The organism is Dethiosulfatarculus sandiegensis (assembly GCF_000931935.2).
In the GTDB taxonomy this organism is placed as follows: Bacteria; Desulfobacterota; Desulfarculia; order Desulfarculales; family Desulfarculaceae; genus Dethiosulfatarculus; species Dethiosulfatarculus sandiegensis.
Genome location: NZ_AZAC01000029.1, coordinates 15,804 through 33,271, shown reverse-complemented (window position 1 = coordinate 33,271; position 17,468 = coordinate 15,804). Strand labels below are relative to the sequence as shown.

The 17,468-nt window shown below is 53.8% G+C and carries 17 protein-coding genes; 3 read left to right on the top strand and 14 right to left on the bottom strand.

Features of this window, described 5'->3' with window-relative positions; genetic code table 11:
* Positions 1-153: 153 nt before the first annotated feature.
* Genes X474_RS16370 through X474_RS16360 form a run of 3 tightly spaced genes read left to right on the top strand, consistent with a single transcriptional unit; the run spans position 154 to position 3,562 of the window.
* The gene (locus X474_RS16370) at positions 154-1,395 is read left to right on the top strand and encodes an AAA family ATPase (protein WP_044350430.1); all 1,242 of its coding nucleotides are present in this window, start codon (positions 154-156) and stop codon (positions 1,393-1,395) included.
* A 27-nt stretch (positions 1,396-1,422) separates the two neighbouring features.
* Positions 1,423-1,905 (top strand): hypothetical protein, encoded by a 483-nt coding sequence (locus X474_RS16365; protein ID WP_044350428.1) that lies wholly within the window; start codon positions 1,423-1,425, stop codon positions 1,903-1,905.
* A gap of 1 nt (position 1,906) precedes the next feature.
* Positions 1,907-3,562, top strand: coding sequence for a hypothetical protein (locus X474_RS16360; protein WP_044350427.1), 1,656 nt, complete (start codon positions 1,907-1,909; stop codon positions 3,560-3,562).
* Positions 3,563-3,575: 13 nt separating this feature from the next.
* On the opposite strand, the gene X474_RS16355 is transcribed toward X474_RS16360, so the two are convergent.
* The 14 genes from X474_RS16355 to X474_RS16290 form a co-directional block, all read right to left on the bottom strand.
* On the bottom strand, positions 3,576-4,397 hold the full coding sequence (locus tag X474_RS16355) for an SAM-dependent methyltransferase (RefSeq protein ID WP_044350426.1): 822 nt from the start codon (positions 4,395-4,397) through the stop codon (positions 3,576-3,578).
* 150 nt (positions 4,398-4,547) lie between these two features.
* Positions 4,548-4,826: a mercury methylation ferredoxin HgcB gene (gene hgcB / locus X474_RS16350; protein WP_044350425.1), complete on the bottom strand. Its 279-nt coding sequence runs from the start codon at positions 4,824-4,826 to the stop codon at positions 4,548-4,550.
* Between the two features lie 10 nt (positions 4,827-4,836).
* A complete protein-coding gene (gene hgcA, locus X474_RS16345) occupies positions 4,837-5,952 on the bottom strand; it encodes a mercury methylation corrinoid protein HgcA (RefSeq protein WP_252989019.1) in 1,116 nt (371 codons plus the stop codon).
* A 109-nt stretch (positions 5,953-6,061) separates the two neighbouring features.
* Entirely contained in the window at positions 6,062-6,751 is a 690-nt protein-coding gene (locus X474_RS16340) for a class I SAM-dependent methyltransferase (protein ID WP_052515308.1), read from the bottom strand.
* A 213-nt stretch (positions 6,752-6,964) separates the two neighbouring features.
* Positions 6,965-8,161, bottom strand: coding sequence for an N-acyl amino acid synthase FeeM domain-containing protein (locus X474_RS16335; RefSeq protein WP_044350422.1), 1,197 nt, complete (start codon positions 8,159-8,161; stop codon positions 6,965-6,967).
* A gap of 213 nt (positions 8,162-8,374) precedes the next feature.
* The gene (locus tag X474_RS16330; RefSeq protein WP_044350420.1) at positions 8,375-10,729 is read right to left on the bottom strand and encodes a xanthine dehydrogenase family protein molybdopterin-binding subunit; all 2,355 of its coding nucleotides are present in this window, start codon (positions 10,727-10,729) and stop codon (positions 8,375-8,377) included.
* A gap of 2 nt (positions 10,730-10,731) precedes the next feature.
* On the bottom strand, positions 10,732-11,208 hold the full coding sequence (locus X474_RS16325; protein ID WP_044350419.1) for a (2Fe-2S)-binding protein: 477 nt from the start codon (positions 11,206-11,208) through the stop codon (positions 10,732-10,734).
* A gap of 66 nt (positions 11,209-11,274) precedes the next feature.
* Positions 11,275-12,153 (bottom strand): FAD binding domain-containing protein, encoded by an 879-nt coding sequence (locus tag X474_RS16320; protein WP_044350417.1) that lies wholly within the window; start codon positions 12,151-12,153, stop codon positions 11,275-11,277.
* A 41-nt stretch (positions 12,154-12,194) separates the two neighbouring features.
* Complete coding sequence (locus X474_RS16315) at positions 12,195-12,809, bottom strand: UbiX family flavin prenyltransferase (protein WP_044350416.1); 615 nt, start codon at positions 12,807-12,809, stop codon at positions 12,195-12,197.
* Positions 12,810-12,915: 106 nt separating this feature from the next.
* A complete protein-coding gene (gene lpdD / locus X474_RS16310; RefSeq protein ID WP_044350415.1) occupies positions 12,916-13,299 on the bottom strand; it encodes a prenylated flavin chaperone LpdD in 384 nt (127 codons plus the stop codon).
* The gene (locus tag X474_RS16305) at positions 13,277-13,987 is read right to left on the bottom strand and encodes a CBS domain-containing protein (RefSeq protein WP_052515307.1); all 711 of its coding nucleotides are present in this window, start codon (positions 13,985-13,987) and stop codon (positions 13,277-13,279) included. The genes lpdD and X474_RS16305 overlap by 23 nt, the downstream gene beginning before the upstream one ends.
* 23 nt (positions 13,988-14,010) lie before the next feature.
* Entirely contained in the window at positions 14,011-14,556 is a 546-nt protein-coding gene (locus X474_RS16300; RefSeq protein WP_044350414.1) for an NUDIX hydrolase, read from the bottom strand.
* Positions 14,549-15,796, bottom strand: coding sequence for a Tm-1-like ATP-binding domain-containing protein (locus X474_RS16295; RefSeq protein WP_044350413.1), 1,248 nt, complete (start codon positions 15,794-15,796; stop codon positions 14,549-14,551). The genes X474_RS16300 and X474_RS16295 overlap by 8 nt, the downstream gene beginning before the upstream one ends.
* A 3-nt stretch (positions 15,797-15,799) precedes the next feature.
* On the bottom strand, positions 15,800-17,452 hold the full coding sequence (locus X474_RS16290; protein WP_044350412.1) for an AMP-binding protein: 1,653 nt from the start codon (positions 17,450-17,452) through the stop codon (positions 15,800-15,802).
* Positions 17,453-17,468 lie beyond the last annotated feature (16 nt).

Here is a 17,468-nt window from a genome sequence, read left to right as displayed (position 1 = left end):
GCCAAAATCAAGGGTTGCCATCAGGCTGGTTGGAGTATATGATTCTATTTTAGTTATTCCAAATAAAATTAGAATTTCTTATTTTTATACGATAAATTAAAATGAGTTACGGGTCCAAAAGCTGTAGCTGTTTTAAAATATAAGGATTCCTGAATGTTAGAACGAGTTGGGATAATAGGCTGGGAAAAAATCGAAACTACTATATTAGCCGCCCTGGCTGCGGACCAAAGGCCCCTGCTAATAGGCAGCCACGGTAGCTGCAAAACAGAAGGGGCTGAAATAATAAGTGAACTTCTGCTGGGGAATAAAAGAGATTTCACTTTCAGGAACTATGAAGTGCCGATTCTCAATCCTGATGACTTATTTGGCTATCCCAACCCCAAAAGTTTATCAGACGGCAAAATAGAATTTGTGGACACTCCCTTTGCCATTTGGGGAGCCAAGGCTGCCATCTTTGATGAAATCAACCGGGCCAACCCCTTGGTTCAGGGCAAGCTGCACGAAATCATCCGCACCAAAAGGCTGATGGGCATGGACACAAACCTTGAGTTTGTCTTCAGTGCGGTGAATCCTCCCGGCATCTACGACAGTTCTTACATGGGTCTGGCCCTGGCCAGCCGTTTTGTCTGCGTGCAGATCCCGGATATCAAGGATATGTCCAGGATCGATCACATGGCGGTTCTCTTTGAATCAGGCCGCAATACCCTGTCTGAAAAAGACAAGGAATCAATTCGTCTACAATTCGAAAAATCCTTAAAACTTCAAATAACCCATGAGCAGAAAGAAGACCTGGTTCATATTTTACTAAAGGTAATCGGCAAACTTGCGGAGCTGAAGGTCAACTACAGTATGCGCCAGGCCAAGAGCGCTCTGGCCATGCTGGAAGCGGCAGTTGCGCTGCACCGGGTCGGCCTGGGCCAAGACCTGGAAAACAGCATGGTAATGGCTGATATCCTCCTGGCCACAATTCCGGAGGTTAACGATGTAGTGGCCGCCAGTGTGGATGTCTCGGCCATCAAGAATGTGGTTTTCAGCCTGGTTAAAGGATTTGTACTGAAAGACGAAATCACCATGGCAAAGAGCCTGCCAAGCCTTTTGGCCCTGGACTATGAAGACAAGGTAAGCTGGGCAAAGGCCGCCCAAAAAACCATTATGGCCACGGAAGACCTTGATGAGCTGCTCGAGGGATATGAGACACTAAAATCTTCCCGTAATTCAGGAGAACACAAGGACAAAGTTCAATTCCAGCTCATCAATAAAATCATCAGGCTTAAACTCAATACTTCCGATTCGCTGCAGGAAAGCTATAACCATATCGGACGAATTTACAAAGAATACGGCTTTGACAGATCTGAAGAACCGCAATACGCCTGTGCCAGGATTGCAACCCAATAAAGGCATAAAGGAAAGCAAATAAATCAAATGAATTGCGATCCGTTAAAAAATAGTTGCATCCTGGATGTCGGCGCTAATCTAAACACATTGAAAGGTTGTTATCTGCGCATTGGACCTGACAATCTTGAAACCAAAAACAATCTCATAAGCAAGTTAAGTCAACCGCTTAATCCTCATTCCACGCGTTTATTGGTCTCGCCTAAGCTGACTGTGTTACTGGAGACCAAAATCGGTGAGGAGCTGGAATTGATTTGGCTGCGCCCGGATTTGGAAGACATCTGGAGCTATAATCTGCAAAACGGTTTCAACTCAGTGAGTTATGAAAAATACACTCAAGATGGCCTGGCCGCCTTTGGGTCTAAGCAGCAGCAAAGTTATCTGGTCAAGGTCTTGGTTGAGCCTCTATTTAAAGATTTGGACTCCTTGGGGCTTAAAGAGGCCTGGGTGGCGTTAAGTCAGTTCATGGTCAGTAAAAACTTACCTTACAGAGCGAATAAAACGGCGGCCTGAAGTGGATTCCCTTTTGGTGGAGCTGGCTAAGAAAAATGAATTAGCCCGAGCCGGTCGGCGTCTGGATGAAATCCTCTTCAGGTTTACCAGGAACAGCCCCATTAAAAATAAGGCTCTGAATAACATATGGATGTTTTTACATCATGCTGAAGTTGTACCGGATAATCACGAATACAAAACCTCCCATATCGACTTAAAGCAAAACAAAATCACCATAAACAGGTCTTTTCTCATAGATCACATTAAAAACGTCAATGACCTGGCGTTTATTGTCCTGCGCGAACGACATCATATTGCCCTGCGTTATCTGCATGAAGTGGATATAAGCAGGATTTTATATTATCAACACAACATAAACATATCTTTACAGGCCTTTTTGGAAGACACCTATATAAACGGAATTGTCCGCAGATCTGTTGATACAGACCTGCCGGAAAGATTTTACGGTTATTTCAATGAAGAAAAGCCGGGCATGGAACGCTGGCTGATGCATCCCAAGTATTTTGATATTTACAAACCGGATTTTGATCTTTACGCCGGAACCGAAGAGGCGAAAACATACGCCATGCTCTGCAATATTTACCAATATGCAAGTAAGAGCATGCAAATAGCCAAGCAAGACCTTTCTTTTAGATACTGGGTGCAGACGGCCTATGCCTTTTTCCTGAAATATCTCAACCAAAAACAGACAGGCAAAGCATCTCTAGAAGGCGAACCTGAAACCGCTCGGGAAAACAAAAATGACAACCCCGCGGGCAGCGATCAGGAGATAGAAAAAGGCGACAGCCACTCCAAATCCGCTGGAGGCGAGGAAGAACAAAAAACCGGAGACCGCCGGGAAGGCAACACAGGCGGTTCCGGGGAATTCCTTTATCAGCCCCTAAGTGAAAGCAATTATGACGCCCTGCAGCATGACCTTAACCCGGAGGAAACAGAGTTTTCCGAACAAACGGGCCATTATCACAAATCAGGCAGCGGCACCTATTACGTATCAGCCCAAAGAATCATTCCCAAAACCAGGGAATGGGACGCTTCTTTGATAACCCAAACCAGCGACAACAACAACCTGGACTTAAACGCCCAGGTCATGCTTGAGGCTAAGGTAATGGAAGGTTTTATGAAGGCCGCGGAAGGCCTTTTGGTGCAGGCCAACCACAGGGACAAACAGATGCCGTTTGCCTATATGCCGCACAGAATCAGCCGTCCCGATGCCTTCAGTCTAAGCATGGGAGCCCAGCCGATATTCTGGCAACACCAGGTGGAGGATGTATCAAAAAAGCACTATGCCGTATATTTTGATGTCTCCGACTCCATGCTGGAGTACATCGGTTATCTGCCCTGTTTGCTAAAGGCGCTCTCCGGTGTTGACTACACGGTATATAACTTCAGCCGCCTGGTGGTGGAGATGCAAAAGCACCTGTGCGGAAGGTTTTATATTGGCAGCGGCGGCACCAGTTACAAGGCAGTGGCCGAGCACATCCTGAAAAACAAGCTGACCCATGCCTTTATTCTCACAGACGGCTGCGGCTCTGTACCAGAAGATATGCTCCCTGCCTTGCAGCAACAGTTGCGGGAATTGATCTTTATAAAGTTGGGTGATTCCCCAGAAAATTCGGAATGGGATTTTCTGGCCACCCAAATTATTGAGCCGGGATAACTCCTGTATCAAATCAATAAGCCGCCAGGCAGGGGCCGACAAAGACGATTCCCATATATTTTTCAGGCTCGGCTGTGATAACGGAAACCGCCTTTGCCAAGGTGGTCTTTATGACTTTTTCCTTGTGGGGATACCCGGCGTAGTAAACCACAGTAAGCGGGGTGGAAGGGCCGTAATGCCTGGCCAGTTTGGAAATGTATGCGGAAGGTTTTTTTAAGGCCATGAAAAGGGCCATGGTGTCGCCGCCCCTGGCCAGAGCCGCGACCAGGGGTTCATTTTCATTTACCATATCAGGTGTGGCCAGGACCACGGAGCTGTTGCAGATCAGGTTTCTTTTCAGGGCTGCCGCGGCAGAGTTAAAAGAGCTGATACCCGGGATCACCTTTACCCTGTCCTCGGGTATGAATCCTTTTATCCAGTGCCGCCAGCTGCCGAAGATGTTCGGGTCTCCGGCGGCAAGATAGGCCACATCATGGCCTTGTTTCAGCATGTTAAGCACAAGCCCGGCCTTTTGGGCCCGGGCAGATTCGAGCTCTTTTTTTATTTTGGCATCCGGCCATTCCGGATGCAGGGCGGCGAAGTTGCGGCGATGATAATCATAAGGATTAAACAAAACCTTTTTCCCGGCCAAAAAGTTCCTGAACCTGGGTCCCAGATTCTCTCCCACAATAACGGCGTCCACTTTTTGGATTAAACCGGCCGCCTGTCTGGAAAGGAATTCCGGCCCGGCCGGGCCCAGACCTATGACATAGAAGCTGCCAGCGGCAAAGGCAGAGAAAGACAGCATGCAGGTAAAGGTCGTCGTCAAAAACAAAGCCAGGGCAAGGCGTTTCATCTTCACTCCGTTTCAGGTCACAACAGTCTGATTATACGAAACATTAAGGCAGAGGAAGTCGTTCATGAACTTGATATGTTATTTTTAACATATTCTTGTCACGATTGGAAACAGCCATGTACTGGAGGTAAAAGAAGACAGGCGTTGCTTTCAGCAGCAAACCTTTTGGGAGCCAAGCCCCAGGGCGGTCAGGATAATGGAGCTTGCGCACCCCACCCCGGAGTTCACTGTAATGGCTTTTGCCGGACAATTCAAGGCGCAGGCCCCGCATTCCATGCAAGCATCCAGGCATTTGAGCGCCACCTTGCCCTTGACCAGTTTCAAAACCTGATGCGGGCAGACGCTGAGACAGGTTCCGCAACCAATGCAAAGGTCGGAAAAAAGCAGAAGAGTGCTTACATTTTTAATATAAAGCGGTGATCGGGACACTTTTCTAACCTCAACCCAAATAAGGCATTAAGAGCCAGGCGGCCAGTCCCAGGCCAAGGGCCAGTGCCTGCCGGGGAACATGGGCCTTGATCTCTTTTTCCACACCGGTCATGGAGGTAAAAGTGGAAGCGCCGGTGAAATTCATCAAGCTAAAGGAGACCAAAGAAGCTCCCAAAGGCAAAAAAGGCCATAACAACAGCCAGTCAAACCCTTGCGGCCGCATAAAAGCCAGGCAATAGGCCCACCATCCGGGCAAGCCCAAAAACCAGCCCTTGGCGGCAAAGGCCCGGCCGGGCAACCAGGGCAGGAGCAAGGGGCCCAACACAGTCCCCTGAAACAAACTCCACAAGATGTAAAGACCGGTCAGTGCGCCGACCGACTCCAAATTTTTTAAAAAAGCTCCGGGCCAGAGCAAGGCGGTCAAAATCCCGACCACAGCGGCCAGGGGAAGGCCCAGGCGCAGGCCGGGCAGCAACTCCATGGGGGTGAGCACCGCCCTTTCATAAAGCCCGAACCCTTTTTCCCGCATCTTCTGATCAGCCGAGAAACCGTTGGCCAAAAATTCCGGGATATGACGGGCCGCGACCGGCCCGTAGATGACCCTGAAACCGGCGGCCTTTTTCACCAGGTGGGCGGCCACCCCTGGCCCTGCCAACTGGGGCAGGATCAGTTGCCTGTGATTCACCAGGTTTAAAATTTTTTCCTTTGCCAGGCTCTTGACCAGGTTGTCCGTGGACATGGTCTTTTTGCCTGCCGCGCACCAGACATTGATTCCCTTGGTGTCCAGGGCCAGAATCCAGGCGTTGACCTTGCCCAAACAACGGCGAAGACAGTCAAAGGTGAGTTTGTAATTACAGGTGACCAGGACAGGTGAGTCCTGGCCGGGTTGATTAACCCCATACAACCCCGGACGCACCGGGTAGTTCATGCGGTTTATCCCCCAACGGACCAGGCATCCGTAAAGCCGGTCCTTGAGGCTTAAGTCTGTCGCCACCAGCGGCACTTGCCCAACAGGAGTTATGATTGTGTGGGTGACAAAGGATTGTTTGTCTATGGGGACAGCCGTCCAGGCTGTGGCGCGGGGTCCTCAACACACCTCATTGTTGCGCCCCGGATCAGGGCTCATCTCTGTACAGCTAAGATCGCTTTTCAAAAATAATCCCCTTTTCCAGAGCTGTTTTATGCTTCATAATCGGAATATATAACCTACTATTTTACTTGCATTTATTCCATAGTCAATCATCTTTGCGGCCTGTAACCACAAAAATCCCTGCCGCTCCCCAGGCAGATCCATCTTCAGCGCAGACCCTCAAACGGGCCAACTCCTCTTTTGTGCGCTCTTTTCGTTGCCTGGAAATCTGCTCGCGTTTAAACAGCGTGGTTAACTGCAAAAATTTTTTCAAACCCAGATCAAAACTGGTGATCACCTGAATATCCGCCCGAACCTCCCGTAATCCGGCCTCATGCATATAGCCCACCAGCTTCTGGCCCACATTACGGTCGCCGCCGTTTTCTTTCTGCCCTTTTCGAGCCGCGCTGGTAAAGGATAAAAATTCAGACAAAGGCGGATAAAGCCCCAGCCAGTCATCATCCACATCCACCACGCAGACCAGGCCTCCGGGCTTTAGTAAACGCTTTATGCTCCTCAAGGCCCTGACCGATTTTTCGAGATGCTGGAAAACAAAACGGGCATAGACAAAATCAAAGGAATCAGCCGGCAAATCCGGCTCATAGATATCACCGCACCTGAAAGAAAGATTAGCAAGGTTCAAAGCCTCTTCCCGGTCTCCAGCCCTTTGGATAAAGGCCTGGCAGCCATCCAAGCCCACCACCCGGCCAGGGGCCACAAACCTCGCCAGCTCACAGCTTATAATCCCGGTTCCGCAGGCCAAATCCAATACATCCAGCCCCGGTTTGAGGCCCAACCTGCGCCAATAGGCGCGTTCAATCTCAAGCCCGGCCCTGGCCTGGGACTCCAGGCGCTTAAGCTCATCTGTACGGTTATTGAATTCCTCAAACTCAAGGAGCCCCTTGGCGTGGACATGTCAAAACCCCTTAATCAATAAGAGACCATCTGTAATGCGGGGCAGGACAAAATTTAAGGAAAGATCCTCCTGTTCAAAGACTCAAGCGTTTTTTCAACCCGTCTTCATCAGGCTTGAGGCCCCGCAGGTGTCGGTCTGGGGATCAATACTCGAAATCATCTCGGACAGGCGCATGGCCATGACCCTCCCCAGGTTAAAGAGGATGCAGGCCTCCAGAGCGGGATTGGTTTTTCCTATTTCCTGGATAAATCTGCGGCGCAGCACAATAACCCTACCCGGCGTAAGGGAGCGTATGGTGGAGGTCCTGCGGCCCGACTCCAGAAAAAAAGCCTCTTCACCAAAGACATCTCCCTTGTTCAAAATAGCCAGCCTTCTATGCCCCACCATGGCCTCGAAAGATCCCTCCAGAATCAAAAAAACTTCCTTTTCCACCAGCTCCTCCCTGGTCACAGTCTCCCCCGCGGTCACCTCCAGAATAAAGCCTTTGCTGGAAAGAAGCTTAAGGTCGGCCGGGGCCAGGTCCTGTAAAAAGGTGGAACCTGTATGTTTCCTTTGCAGAAAATCAGTCTCCAGGCGGGTCCACACATATTCAGCGTCGAGCTGGTACTGAGCGGCATCTGCCTGCAAAAGATGCAGATAGGGTTTTATATTGAGGTGTCCCCTGCCTCCCTGGCCGAATATCTCTTTGGCCAGGCAGCTGAGCGGGGAATTGACTTCCCGAAAATAGCGCAGATCAGAGGGTATCATCAAAAGGGGCACCCTGATGCCGTCTTTGGTTGAGACCAGCCTGCCGGAATAGGGCCTGAACCCCAGGCGGCGGTAAACCCGCACCAGGCCGGGAGCGCAGTAAAGAAAAGCCAGGTGCACATTCTGCTTGCGGCACACTGTTTCGTAACAGGCCCTGGCCAGAGACGGCAGAATAAGCTTTCCCCTGAAGTTTGACCGCACCACCAGCCGGGCGGCCTCACAGATAGTCAAGTTCTCATAATCAGGGAAAAGTTCCAGGGAATAACGCTCCACCACCTCTTCCGGGATTTGGCCGGGTTGCCAGGTGGTGAGCCGCAAGGTGCCGGAAAGGTTGGGCATGGAGCCGGAATAAAGCAAAACCGTGCCCGGTTCACTGTCTCCCGGATCTTTTATCCACTGCCGTTCGTGGTCCACATTGCTGGGGTTTTTCTTGGCAAGCTCCTCCACATAGACCTTGTAGCGCAAGCCGTATATGGCTTCTTGCTCCCATCTGCTATGGGCCAGGGACACCTTCTCCAGCCTGGTCAACCAATTGGTGAACATGACTGACTCCGTTCGGATCGCCGGGGGGCAAGAAGGGCAGGCGTCCCCCGCGGGGCAGTTTTTTTGCAGATAGATTAATTTTAGCAAGGGAGCGAAAAAATACCAGGAACCAGGTAGGCATGTGGCCATAATTTCAAATTCTGTCTACAGAACAAAAAACCTGCCCGGACATGCAGGCCGGGCAGGTGAAATGTTTTTAACTTGCAGTTCGGTTTATTCTTTATCCTTATCCATAATCGCCTTGAGCACTCTTTCCGGAGTCAGGGGAAGCTCATCTACAGCCGCTCCGGTGGCATCGCGCACAGCGTTCAATATGGCCGGGATGGTGGGCATGATAGCTCCTTCACCCACTTCCTTGGCCCCAAAGGGGCCGTTGGGCTCGTTGCTCTCCACCACAATACAATTCATCCGGGGCATATCCATCACAGTGGGTATGTGGTATTCGCCCAAAGAAGGGTTCAGCACCCTGCCTTTATCATCAAACTTAACCTCCTCGAACATGCATTCGCCGAGCCCCATGGAGACCGAGCCCTCCATCTGGCCTTCCACACTGGTCAGGTTTATGGCCTTGCCGCAGTCATGGGCGTCTGTGATGTTAAGCACCCGGACCTGGCCGGTCTCCAGATCCACCTCGACCTGGGCCACCTGGGCCGAGCAGCCATAGGCAGGGGAAGTGCCCACCGCGGCCCCCTTGAACTTGCCGCCTAAAACAGGGGGCTTGTACTTGCCCGTCCCCACTATGGTGCCGAATTTAAGATAAGCCACCCGCGCGGCCTCGCTGAAGGTGAGCTCCTCTCCCCGGGGCATCCCTTCCCAACCCCTGTGTTCTTTCAGGTATTTCTGGCGAACCGCCTTGATATCGACCCCGTCACCCTGGATCCGGACCTTGCCTTCAACTATATCCAGGCGGTCTTTTTCCACATTAAGTTCCTCGGCCAGGGCGGTCAGCACCTTATCCTTGACATTTTCCCCGGCCTGTTTGGTGGCGTGACCGGTCATCAGGGTGGTGCGGGAGGAATAGGCCCCCAGGTCAACCCCATGGTCCGTATCGCCCGAGACTATGCGCACCGACTCAAGGGGTATGCCGATGGCCTCGGCCGCGATCATGGCCATGGCGGTGTCCGAACCCTGGCCGATCTCGGCCGCGCCGGTCATGACCTTGACCGTGCCTCCGTCCTCCTGAACCTTGATCGTCACTGTGCAGTGGTAGGTCTCTGAACGGTAGATGGGATAGCCCGCGCCAGAAACAAAAAACCCGGACGCCATGCCGATCCCCTGGCCGGGCGGCAGCTTGCCCCTTTTCTCCTGCCAGTCCGAGCCGTTTGCCACTGCCTCGATGCATTCCTTCATCCCCAGGGAGCTCATGGCCAGATCATTACAGGAAACATCTCCCGCTTCCATGATGTTCTTAAGCCTCAGCTCAACCGGGTCCATGCCGAGCTCCTCGGCCACCAGATCCAGCTGTTGTTCGAAAAGCGCCCTGGCGATCACCCCGCCGTGCCCCCTTTGGGCCCCGCAGGCGGGTTTGTTGGTATAGATTCTCAGGCCGTCGTATTTCATATTGGGCAGGAGATAAGGCGCACCCAAAAGTGAACCCGCATAATAGACCGTGGCAATGCCAAAGGAGGAATATGCCCCCCCCTCCAGGGTGCATTGGTGATCCAGCGCCATTATGGCTCCGTCTTTTTTGAACCCCACCTTCATGGTGTGGTTGAACTGGTGCCTGGCCCGGCAATGCAGAAACACCTGCTCCCTGGTGTAGGACATGCGCACCGGCAACCCGGTCTTGATGCTCAAAAAAGCGGCGCACATATCCAGGGGCGTGGCCTCTGCCTTGGGCCCGAATCCACCCCCCACATAGGGCTTGATCACCCGCACCTTGCCCACATCAAGGCCGGTGACCATGGAGACGGTGCGCTGCACGTAATGGGGCACCTGGGTGGAGCTGTACAGGGTGAGGCCACCGCTTAAGTCATATACCGCAACCGCCCGGTGGGGCTCGATAAAGGCTCCGTCCTGTCGCTTGTTCAACATGTTGTCCGTGCGGATGAAATCGCTTTGAGCAAAGCCCTGAGCCACGTCCCCGAACTCCTGGTGCACCTCCGCGCAGATATTGCCCGGAAAGGCATCGTGAATCACCGGCGCATCTTCGGCCAGGGCATCTTCCACGGTGAGCACATAGGGCAGGGGTTCATATTCAACCTTGATCAGCTCCAAGGCCTCTAAAGCGGTTTCCAAATCCACCGCAGCCAGACAGGCCACCTCGTCGCCCACATAACGCACCTTGTCCCTGGCCAGGAGTTCCTCATCGTAACGGGCCGGAGATACGCCGTATTTAATCTCCGGCAGGTCTCGGCCGGTGAGCACCGCCTTGACTCCGGGCAATGCCTTGGCCGCACTGGCGTCTATATCCAGTATCCTGGCGTGGGCATAAGGGCTTTGCAGGATCACCCCCACCAACTCGTCTTTGAACTCAAGGTCATCCATGAAAACAGCCCTGCCGGTGGCCTTGTCCGGCGCATCCACCCGAGGGGCCCTGGAACCTATAACCTTAAACTTCTGTCCCATGATCACGACCTCCCCATTCTGCGTCCCGCGTCTTCCACAGCCTCCAGAATCTTCTGGTATCCGGTGCAGCGGCACAGGTTGCCGGAAAGGGCCCTTTTTATCTCTTCACGCCCGGCATCGGGCTTTTTATCCAAAAGCGCCTTGGCGGAAAGAATCATTCCCGGAGAACAAAACCCACACTGTATGCCCCCGTGCTCGACCATTGCCTCTTGCACCGGGTGCATCTCATTGCCCTGGGCAAGCCCCTCGATAGTGGTAACCTCCCTGCCCTGGGCCTGAACCGCCAAAACCAGACAGGAGTTCACCGGCGATCCATCCAGAAGCACTGTACAGGATCCACAGTCTCCCACTTCGCACCCCTGTTTAAGACCGGTCAGCTTGAGATCCTTGCGCAGAACCTGGGCCAGGGTGTGATTGGAAGAAACTAAAAGTTCCAGCTCCTTGCCGTTTACCGTCAGATTTATGTGGTGCTTTTTCATATCTAAATTCCCTTGCCGGGTGTTACTCAAAATGCCCCTTGAAATCTGTTTTCCACGAGGCGATTTCTAGGCGCCTTTGGCCTGTTCCCAGGCCTGTTTCAAAGCGCGGAAGGTGAGCACCTCAATCATCCGTTTCCTGTACCAGGCAGCCCCTCTATGATCGTCAATGGGACTGGCCTCTGAAACCGCCTTGCGGGCGGCGTTTTTAAGAGCATCTTCCCCGGCCTCCGCCCCTGCCAGGGTCCCAGCCGCCTCACGGGCCAGAATCGGCCTGGGAGCCACCGCGCCCAGGGAAATAAAAACCTTGTTTACGGTCTTTTTATCTTTTTCCAAAACGAGCTTCACAGCCACGTTGACCAGGGCTATCTCCATGGCCTGGCGCAGGCCCAATTTTTCATAGCCATAGCCCACGGGCAAAGACTCCCGTTGCACGATCAGGGCAGTGACCATCTCTGATGGCCTGCGGGCCGTCTCTCCCGGCCCCAGGAAAAACTCGTCCAGATCCAAAATCCGCTCATCAGAGACGCTTTTCAGCAGTGCCTTGGCCTCCAGGGCCAAAAGGGGCAGGCACAAATCAGCGGCCGGGCGGGCGTTGACTACATTACCGCCCAAGGTGGCCCGATTGCGCACCTGCTCGCCTCCCAAACGGGAGGCACCCAGGGCGAGCACCCCGGCCAGGGACTGGACCTCGGGATTTTCAGCCAACTCAGTGGCCGTGAGCATGGGGCCAAGCCTTATTTCATTCTCTCCCACCTGAATTTCCTTTAACCCCGCAAGAGCCTCCAGTCCCACCACCTGGCTGGGTCGGGCCAGTTTTCTTTTCATATTCACCAACAGATCCGTGCCTCCGGCCAGAAGTGCGGCCTGATCCTGGTAATCAGCCAAAACCGCCAGGGCCTCTTTGATCTCCCTGGGCCGGTGATAGTCAAACCCGGGCAATAACATCGCGAGCCTCCAGGTGTTTTAGGTTTTCCATTCTCCGCCTTTCAGGCCGGGACAGGCTTGAGCCGCTGTTCCGGCTTTGTTTCTATTTGGGCTTCCTCGCCTTGCCAGCGCCTGAAAAGGTTGTGTTCAATATGAAAATGGTCCAAAGCCTTACCCACGCTTTGTCTTATGATGTCTTCTATCCCCTTGGGGTCATGATAAAATGCCGGGACCGGCGGCAGTATCAAAGCCCCCAGGTCAGCCGCCCTGGCCATAAGCTCAAGGTGGCCTTTGTGCAAAGGCGTCTCCCGCACCATCAAAACCAGGGGACGCTTTTCCTTTAAGGTCACGTCCGCCGCCCGGATCAAAAGATTGTAGTTAAAGGAATTGGCCACAGCCGAAAGGGTCTTGATGGTGCAAGGGGCTATGACCATGCCCTTGGTTCTAAAGGAGCCGCTGGCCACCGCCGCCCCCACATCCTTTACATCGTAAACACGAGTGGCCAGGGATTTGACCTCATCCAGACTGTAGTTGGTTTCAATAGCCAGGTTGCGCGCTCCGGCCTGGCTGACGATCAGATGGCTGGGATGCCGAAGCTCTTTCAGGGCCTTCAACATCTCCACCCCGTAGATAACTCCGCTGGCGCCTGATATGCCGATCACCAAAGGAAGTGTCATGATCACTCCTTAAAACCATGGCTTTGCGGAGAACCAGGCCCTGATAATGGGCCAATCCATCCACATTGTCAATATCACCCATAGGGTTTACCGAGTATGAAACCCGTTATTCCCTTAAAAGTCCCTGCAAAACAACCCCCAAAAGGTCATTGAAATTGGCCATGACCTTTTTAATGCCCGCGCTGTCCAGGTTGTCCCAATGGGCCCCGGCTGTGACCACCACCCTGGTATTAAGGGCCGAGGCCAGGGTCTGGGCCGCCTTTTGGGCCAACATGTCTTCCTTGTGCCCCACATAGGCGAATACACTGGTGGTGGCGCTCACCTTATTTGGATCAGCCAAAGAAGGTCTGGGCTGGGCCATGGCCACGGCTCCGATATGGGGAGCCTCTCCTCCTTGAATCCAGACAAGCAAGTCCGAGCCCACCCAAACCGCGGCGGCCTCGAGATCACAAACCCCGGTTTTGGTCTCAAACCTGAGCACTCGCCCCATTTTTCAACACCTCTTTGTGACTCAAGGGGGCCTCGCAGAGCTGGACCATGTCCCTTTGTTCCAAAACCCCGTAACCCGCCTCGTCCAAGGCCTCCACCACGGCGGACAGATCATCGGCCTCAAAGCGCAAGACCACCTTTTTCTCTTCCTCGCCATTGTCCGGCAAAGTAAACAGGGCGTGCAGCCTTGCCCCGGCGCGGGATGCCACCTGGGCAACATTGCTCAAGGTGTCGTTTTCAATCACAACCGGCCTTAGGGTTATGCCTTTCCAGACCTGGCTCACCCCCAGAATCTGACTAAAGGTGCGGAATATCTCTACAGAAGAACAGATGCCCACCAGGGTTTCACCATCCAGAACCGGATAAAGGCTCACCTGATCCACCGCGCCTTTACGCAACACAGCCTCCACCGAATCAGTTACCTGAACGGTTCTGGGCATGCGGATCATGATGTCCTTGACCTTTAACTGGGTAAGGAAGTAATTCATTTCATTGGGGTCTTGAGTGCGGGCCACAAAAACGTTGGAGCGATAGAGATTACGCCTGGTCACAAGCCCCCTTAAGCGGCCCTGATCCACCACAGGCAAAGCTCTCAGGCTGTGCTTATTGATGATGCGCTCAGCCTCTTCAACCAAGGTGTCGCTGTCTACTGTGACCGGGTCTTTTTTCATCCAGTTTTTCAGGATCATCTCCACCCCTCCTTTATTTTCGCTCACACCAGCCGGGCTTTTTGGGCCAGGGTCCAGGCCAGAACCGTCATGGCGTTATGCACCCTGCCTTTAGCGATCATTTCTTCCATCTCCTCGGGCCAGGCCAGAACCACCTCTATGTCCTCGCCGGGATCCTGTTCCTGGGGGCCCTGCAAGCTCACTCCCTTGGCCAGATAAAAATGGGCCTGATTGGCCAGCATGGCCGGTTGGGGCCAAAAGGTCCCCAAATGGAACACCTCTCCCCCGCCATAGCCGGTTTCCTCTCTTAACTCCCTTAAGGCGGCCAGTCCGGGATCAGGGTCATCCGGCTCCACCAGGCCTCCCGGCGCTTCCAGTCCTATCATTTGGTTGGCATGCCGGTATTGTTTCACCAAAACCACCCGGCCCTCTTGAGTGATGGGTAATAGCTGCAACCAATCCGGCATGTTAACCACCATGAACTCGTGCACCAGGCCGTTTAAGGGAGAAACGGCCTTGCGTCCCTTGACCCTGAAGAGCCCCAGGTCGGCCTTGTCTTTTTCCGAAACCAATTTCCAGGGTTTAACCATGGGCTTCTCCCTGTGCATCTGGCAATAAAAACAGCATCGCCTTAACCAGCTCATCTGAGAAAAGCGGATCTTCCAGGTTGGCATCCACCTCGCGCACCTCTACATGATCCTTGGTCTTTTTTTTTAGTTCCTTTGTAAAAAGACTGTCTTCCAAAGGCGCATGCACACTTTGCCCCTGGCAGTCAAAAGACGCCCAGCCCCTGGTGGGGATCAGAAAGGTCACCGGTCCCTTGGCCTGGTTGAGTTTTCTGGCAAACTCGCCCGCCACCTTGACCAGTTCAGCCGGCGTCAAGCGTAAGAAGGTGCGGTGTTTGTCCAAATCATATTTACGCCTTTTATAATAATCCGGTTTATAACGGGACTTGCGGGGGCTCATCAGGTTGACCCCGCTGGGGGCTATGACCTGGGGCAGGCCCATGCGGCCGGCTGTTTCCAGGCGCTCCGGCCCGGCCGCCCTCATGCCGCCCATGATCTCCTCTCCCACCCCGCCGGAGGCGATATCCAAGACCCCCTTGAAATAACCCTGGCCTATCATCTTTTCCATGGCCCGGTCACAGACCCCGGCTGCGGAATAGCCGATCACCTGCCAGCCCGCCTTTTCCAACCCCAGCCTGGCCCTTTGGGCGCATTTTTCGCAAGGCCCGAACATGCTCATGGCCAAAAGGCGCTCACCGTTTTGCATGGTCTTGCCGGGATCCAAAAGCGGAGCCCTGGCCAGGCCCACGGCGGTTTGGGCAGCCCGGTCCAGGACCGAGCGCAGAAGCGGAGAAAGACCGGCAATCTCCACCACGGTGTGCAAGAGCATAAGATCTGCGGTGCCTATGTAACGGGTTGCCATGCCCGGCAGGGCGGCGGTGCTTGAGACCAAAAGTTTGCCCAGGCCAAAGGGCAGCCCGTGCATCACCTCCCCGGCCATAAGGGAGCCGGTGGAGCCTCCCAAACCCACCACAGCCCTCAATCTGCCTTGAAAAAACATATCCCGGGCGATCTTGACGGCCCCTTTGGTCATAACGGCGGTAATCTTCGCCCTTTCCCTGGATTCTCTGATGCTGTCAATATCCCAACCACCGGCCAGGGCCACCTGCCGGGCCGGAACCCGGCAGGTGTGAGTCGAGGCCGCTCCCATTGAAAGATCCATCACCCAGACTTCGAGGCCGCCCTTTTCCATCTGCTCCTTGAGATAAAAGGTCTCGGAGGCCTTGGTGTCCAGGGTGGAGATTAAAAGCACTTGGCTTTCCATGGCTCAATGCATCCCCTGCCCCAGTTTTCGGGCAATATCCTCTTTAAGCACTTCCTTGTTGATCTTGCCCGAATCACCGACTGTGGGCATTTCCAAAGTCAATTCCAAGCGTTCGGGCAATTTGTACTTGGCAATGTTTTTGTCCAGTAAAAAGGTCTTCATGTCGTCAAAGGTAAAGGCCATGCCTCCCTTGGGCGTGACATAGGCGCAAGCCTTTTCCCCCATCTCCTCATCCGGCATGCCCACCACGGCCACGCTGGAGACCGCGGGATGGTTATTCAAAAGCCCTTCAATCTCGGCCGGATAAATATTCTGACCACCTCTTATGATCATGTCTTTTTTACGCCCCATGATCCAAAGGCAGTCCTGGTCCAGCTTTACTATGTCACCGGTGGTGGCCCAGCCGTTTTGATCAAAAACGCCCGAGGTCAACTTGGGGTCACGGTAATAGCCCGCAGGTGCGTGAGGACCCCTGAACCAAAGCTGCCCCGGCTTGCCGCCGGGCACTTCATTGCCGTCGTCATCCAAGATCTTCACCACATTGCCGGGCAAAGGCCTGCCCACGGTGGAGCGTCTTAAAAGAACGGAATCACTGACCCGGCAGCCGGAAACCGAACCCACGTCCTGGGTGCCCAGGTCGCTGGTGATAACCGCCTTGAAGCGGTCTTCCGCCTCATTGGCCACCTTGGGCGGCAGATATCCCCCGGCTGAACGGATAAAACGCAAGGCCCCAAGATCAAAGGATTCGATATCCTGCTCCAGCATGCGCACCAGATGGGTGGGAACCACCCCGATTGCGGTTACCTTTTCCCTGGCCATGACCTCAAGGGCTGTTTTGGGGTCAAACTCCTCCAGCATCACGGTCTTGGCCCCTGCCATGGGGGCTGCGAAATAGGTCAGGGTTCCGGCCGCCCCGCCTGCATGGGGGGCCACGGCCATGGTGATATCCTTTTCCGTGAGATCCCAGATCTGCACCCTGCCCTTGGCCGTACAGACCCTGGGCGAAATGGGCCACTCCACCAGCTTGGGAATGCCGGTGGTGCCGGTGGTGGAGGTAAGGAGCCCCACATCGCCCGTGGCATCCAGCCGCCTTTTATCCAAAAGCTTTGGATCGGCCTTGCCCAGATATTTTTGGGCCTCCTGAATAAGAGACTTGGTGCCTGAAGGCGCGCTTTCCGGCACGGTCTCGTCAAACAGATAGATCTGCTTCAAGGCCGGGAAACGGGCCATCAGCTCCTTATACATCTCTATGTAGTCGAACTTGCGGTAGATGTGGGGGATCACCACCATCTTGGCTTCCGTGATCTCCACCATGTATTCAAGTTCCCTTTGCCGCAGGTAGGGATAAACCGTAAGTGAAACCAGACCGGCTCTTTCAGCGGCTATCCTGGCCAAAAAACCGTAAACACTGTTCGGAGACTGGATGATCACCCTGGAGTCCTTGGGCAGGCCGGATTCCACCCAGGCCGTGGCTATGGCGTTGGTCAGATCCCTGGCCTCGGCCCAGGTGACCCGGTATCTGGAATCAACCAAGGCCTCCCGGTCCGGCAGTTCTGCTGCGTTTTTCTCGTAAAAATCAAAGAATGTTTCCTTGGTCCAAAAGCCGTCACCTAAAAATTCCTGGATCATGGCCTCGGTGTACCTGATCGGTTTCATGGTTGGCCGACCTCCT

Excerpts from the sequence above, each read along its gene's own strand:
- lpdD (WP_044350415.1), bottom strand. The coding sequence starts at position 13,299 with ATGGGGCGAGTGCTCAGGTTTGAGACCAAAACCGGGGTTTGTGATCTC.
- X474_RS16320 (WP_044350417.1), bottom strand. The coding sequence starts at position 12,153 with ATGTTATTGCCCGGGTTTGACTATCACCGGCCCAGGGAGATCAAAGAG.
- X474_RS16370 (WP_044350430.1), top strand. The coding sequence starts at position 154 with ATGTTAGAACGAGTTGGGATAATAGGCTGGGAAAAAATCGAAACTACT.
- X474_RS16355 (WP_044350426.1), bottom strand. The coding sequence starts at position 4,397 with ATGAAACGCCTTGCCCTGGCTTTGTTTTTGACGACGACCTTTACCTGC.
- X474_RS16325 (WP_044350419.1), bottom strand. The coding sequence starts at position 11,208 with ATGAAAAAGCACCACATAAATCTGACGGTAAACGGCAAGGAGCTGGAA.
- X474_RS16290 (WP_044350412.1), bottom strand. The coding sequence starts at position 17,452 with ATGAAACCGATCAGGTACACCGAGGCCATGATCCAGGAATTTTTAGGT.
- X474_RS16300 (WP_044350414.1), bottom strand. The coding sequence starts at position 14,556 with ATGGTTAAACCCTGGAAATTGGTTTCGGAAAAAGACAAGGCCGACCTG.
- X474_RS16315 (WP_044350416.1), bottom strand. The coding sequence starts at position 12,809 with ATGACACTTCCTTTGGTGATCGGCATATCAGGCGCCAGCGGAGTTATC.
- X474_RS16335 (WP_044350422.1), bottom strand. The coding sequence starts at position 8,161 with ATGTTCACCAATTGGTTGACCAGGCTGGAGAAGGTGTCCCTGGCCCAT.
- X474_RS16295 (WP_044350413.1), bottom strand. The coding sequence starts at position 15,796 with ATGGAAAGCCAAGTGCTTTTAATCTCCACCCTGGACACCAAGGCCTCC.
- X474_RS16365 (WP_044350428.1), top strand. The coding sequence starts at position 1,423 with ATGAATTGCGATCCGTTAAAAAATAGTTGCATCCTGGATGTCGGCGCT.
- X474_RS16305 (WP_052515307.1), bottom strand. The coding sequence starts at position 13,987 with ATGATCCTGAAAAACTGGATGAAAAAAGACCCGGTCACAGTAGACAGC.
- X474_RS16330 (WP_044350420.1), bottom strand. The coding sequence starts at position 10,729 with ATGGGACAGAAGTTTAAGGTTATAGGTTCCAGGGCCCCTCGGGTGGAT.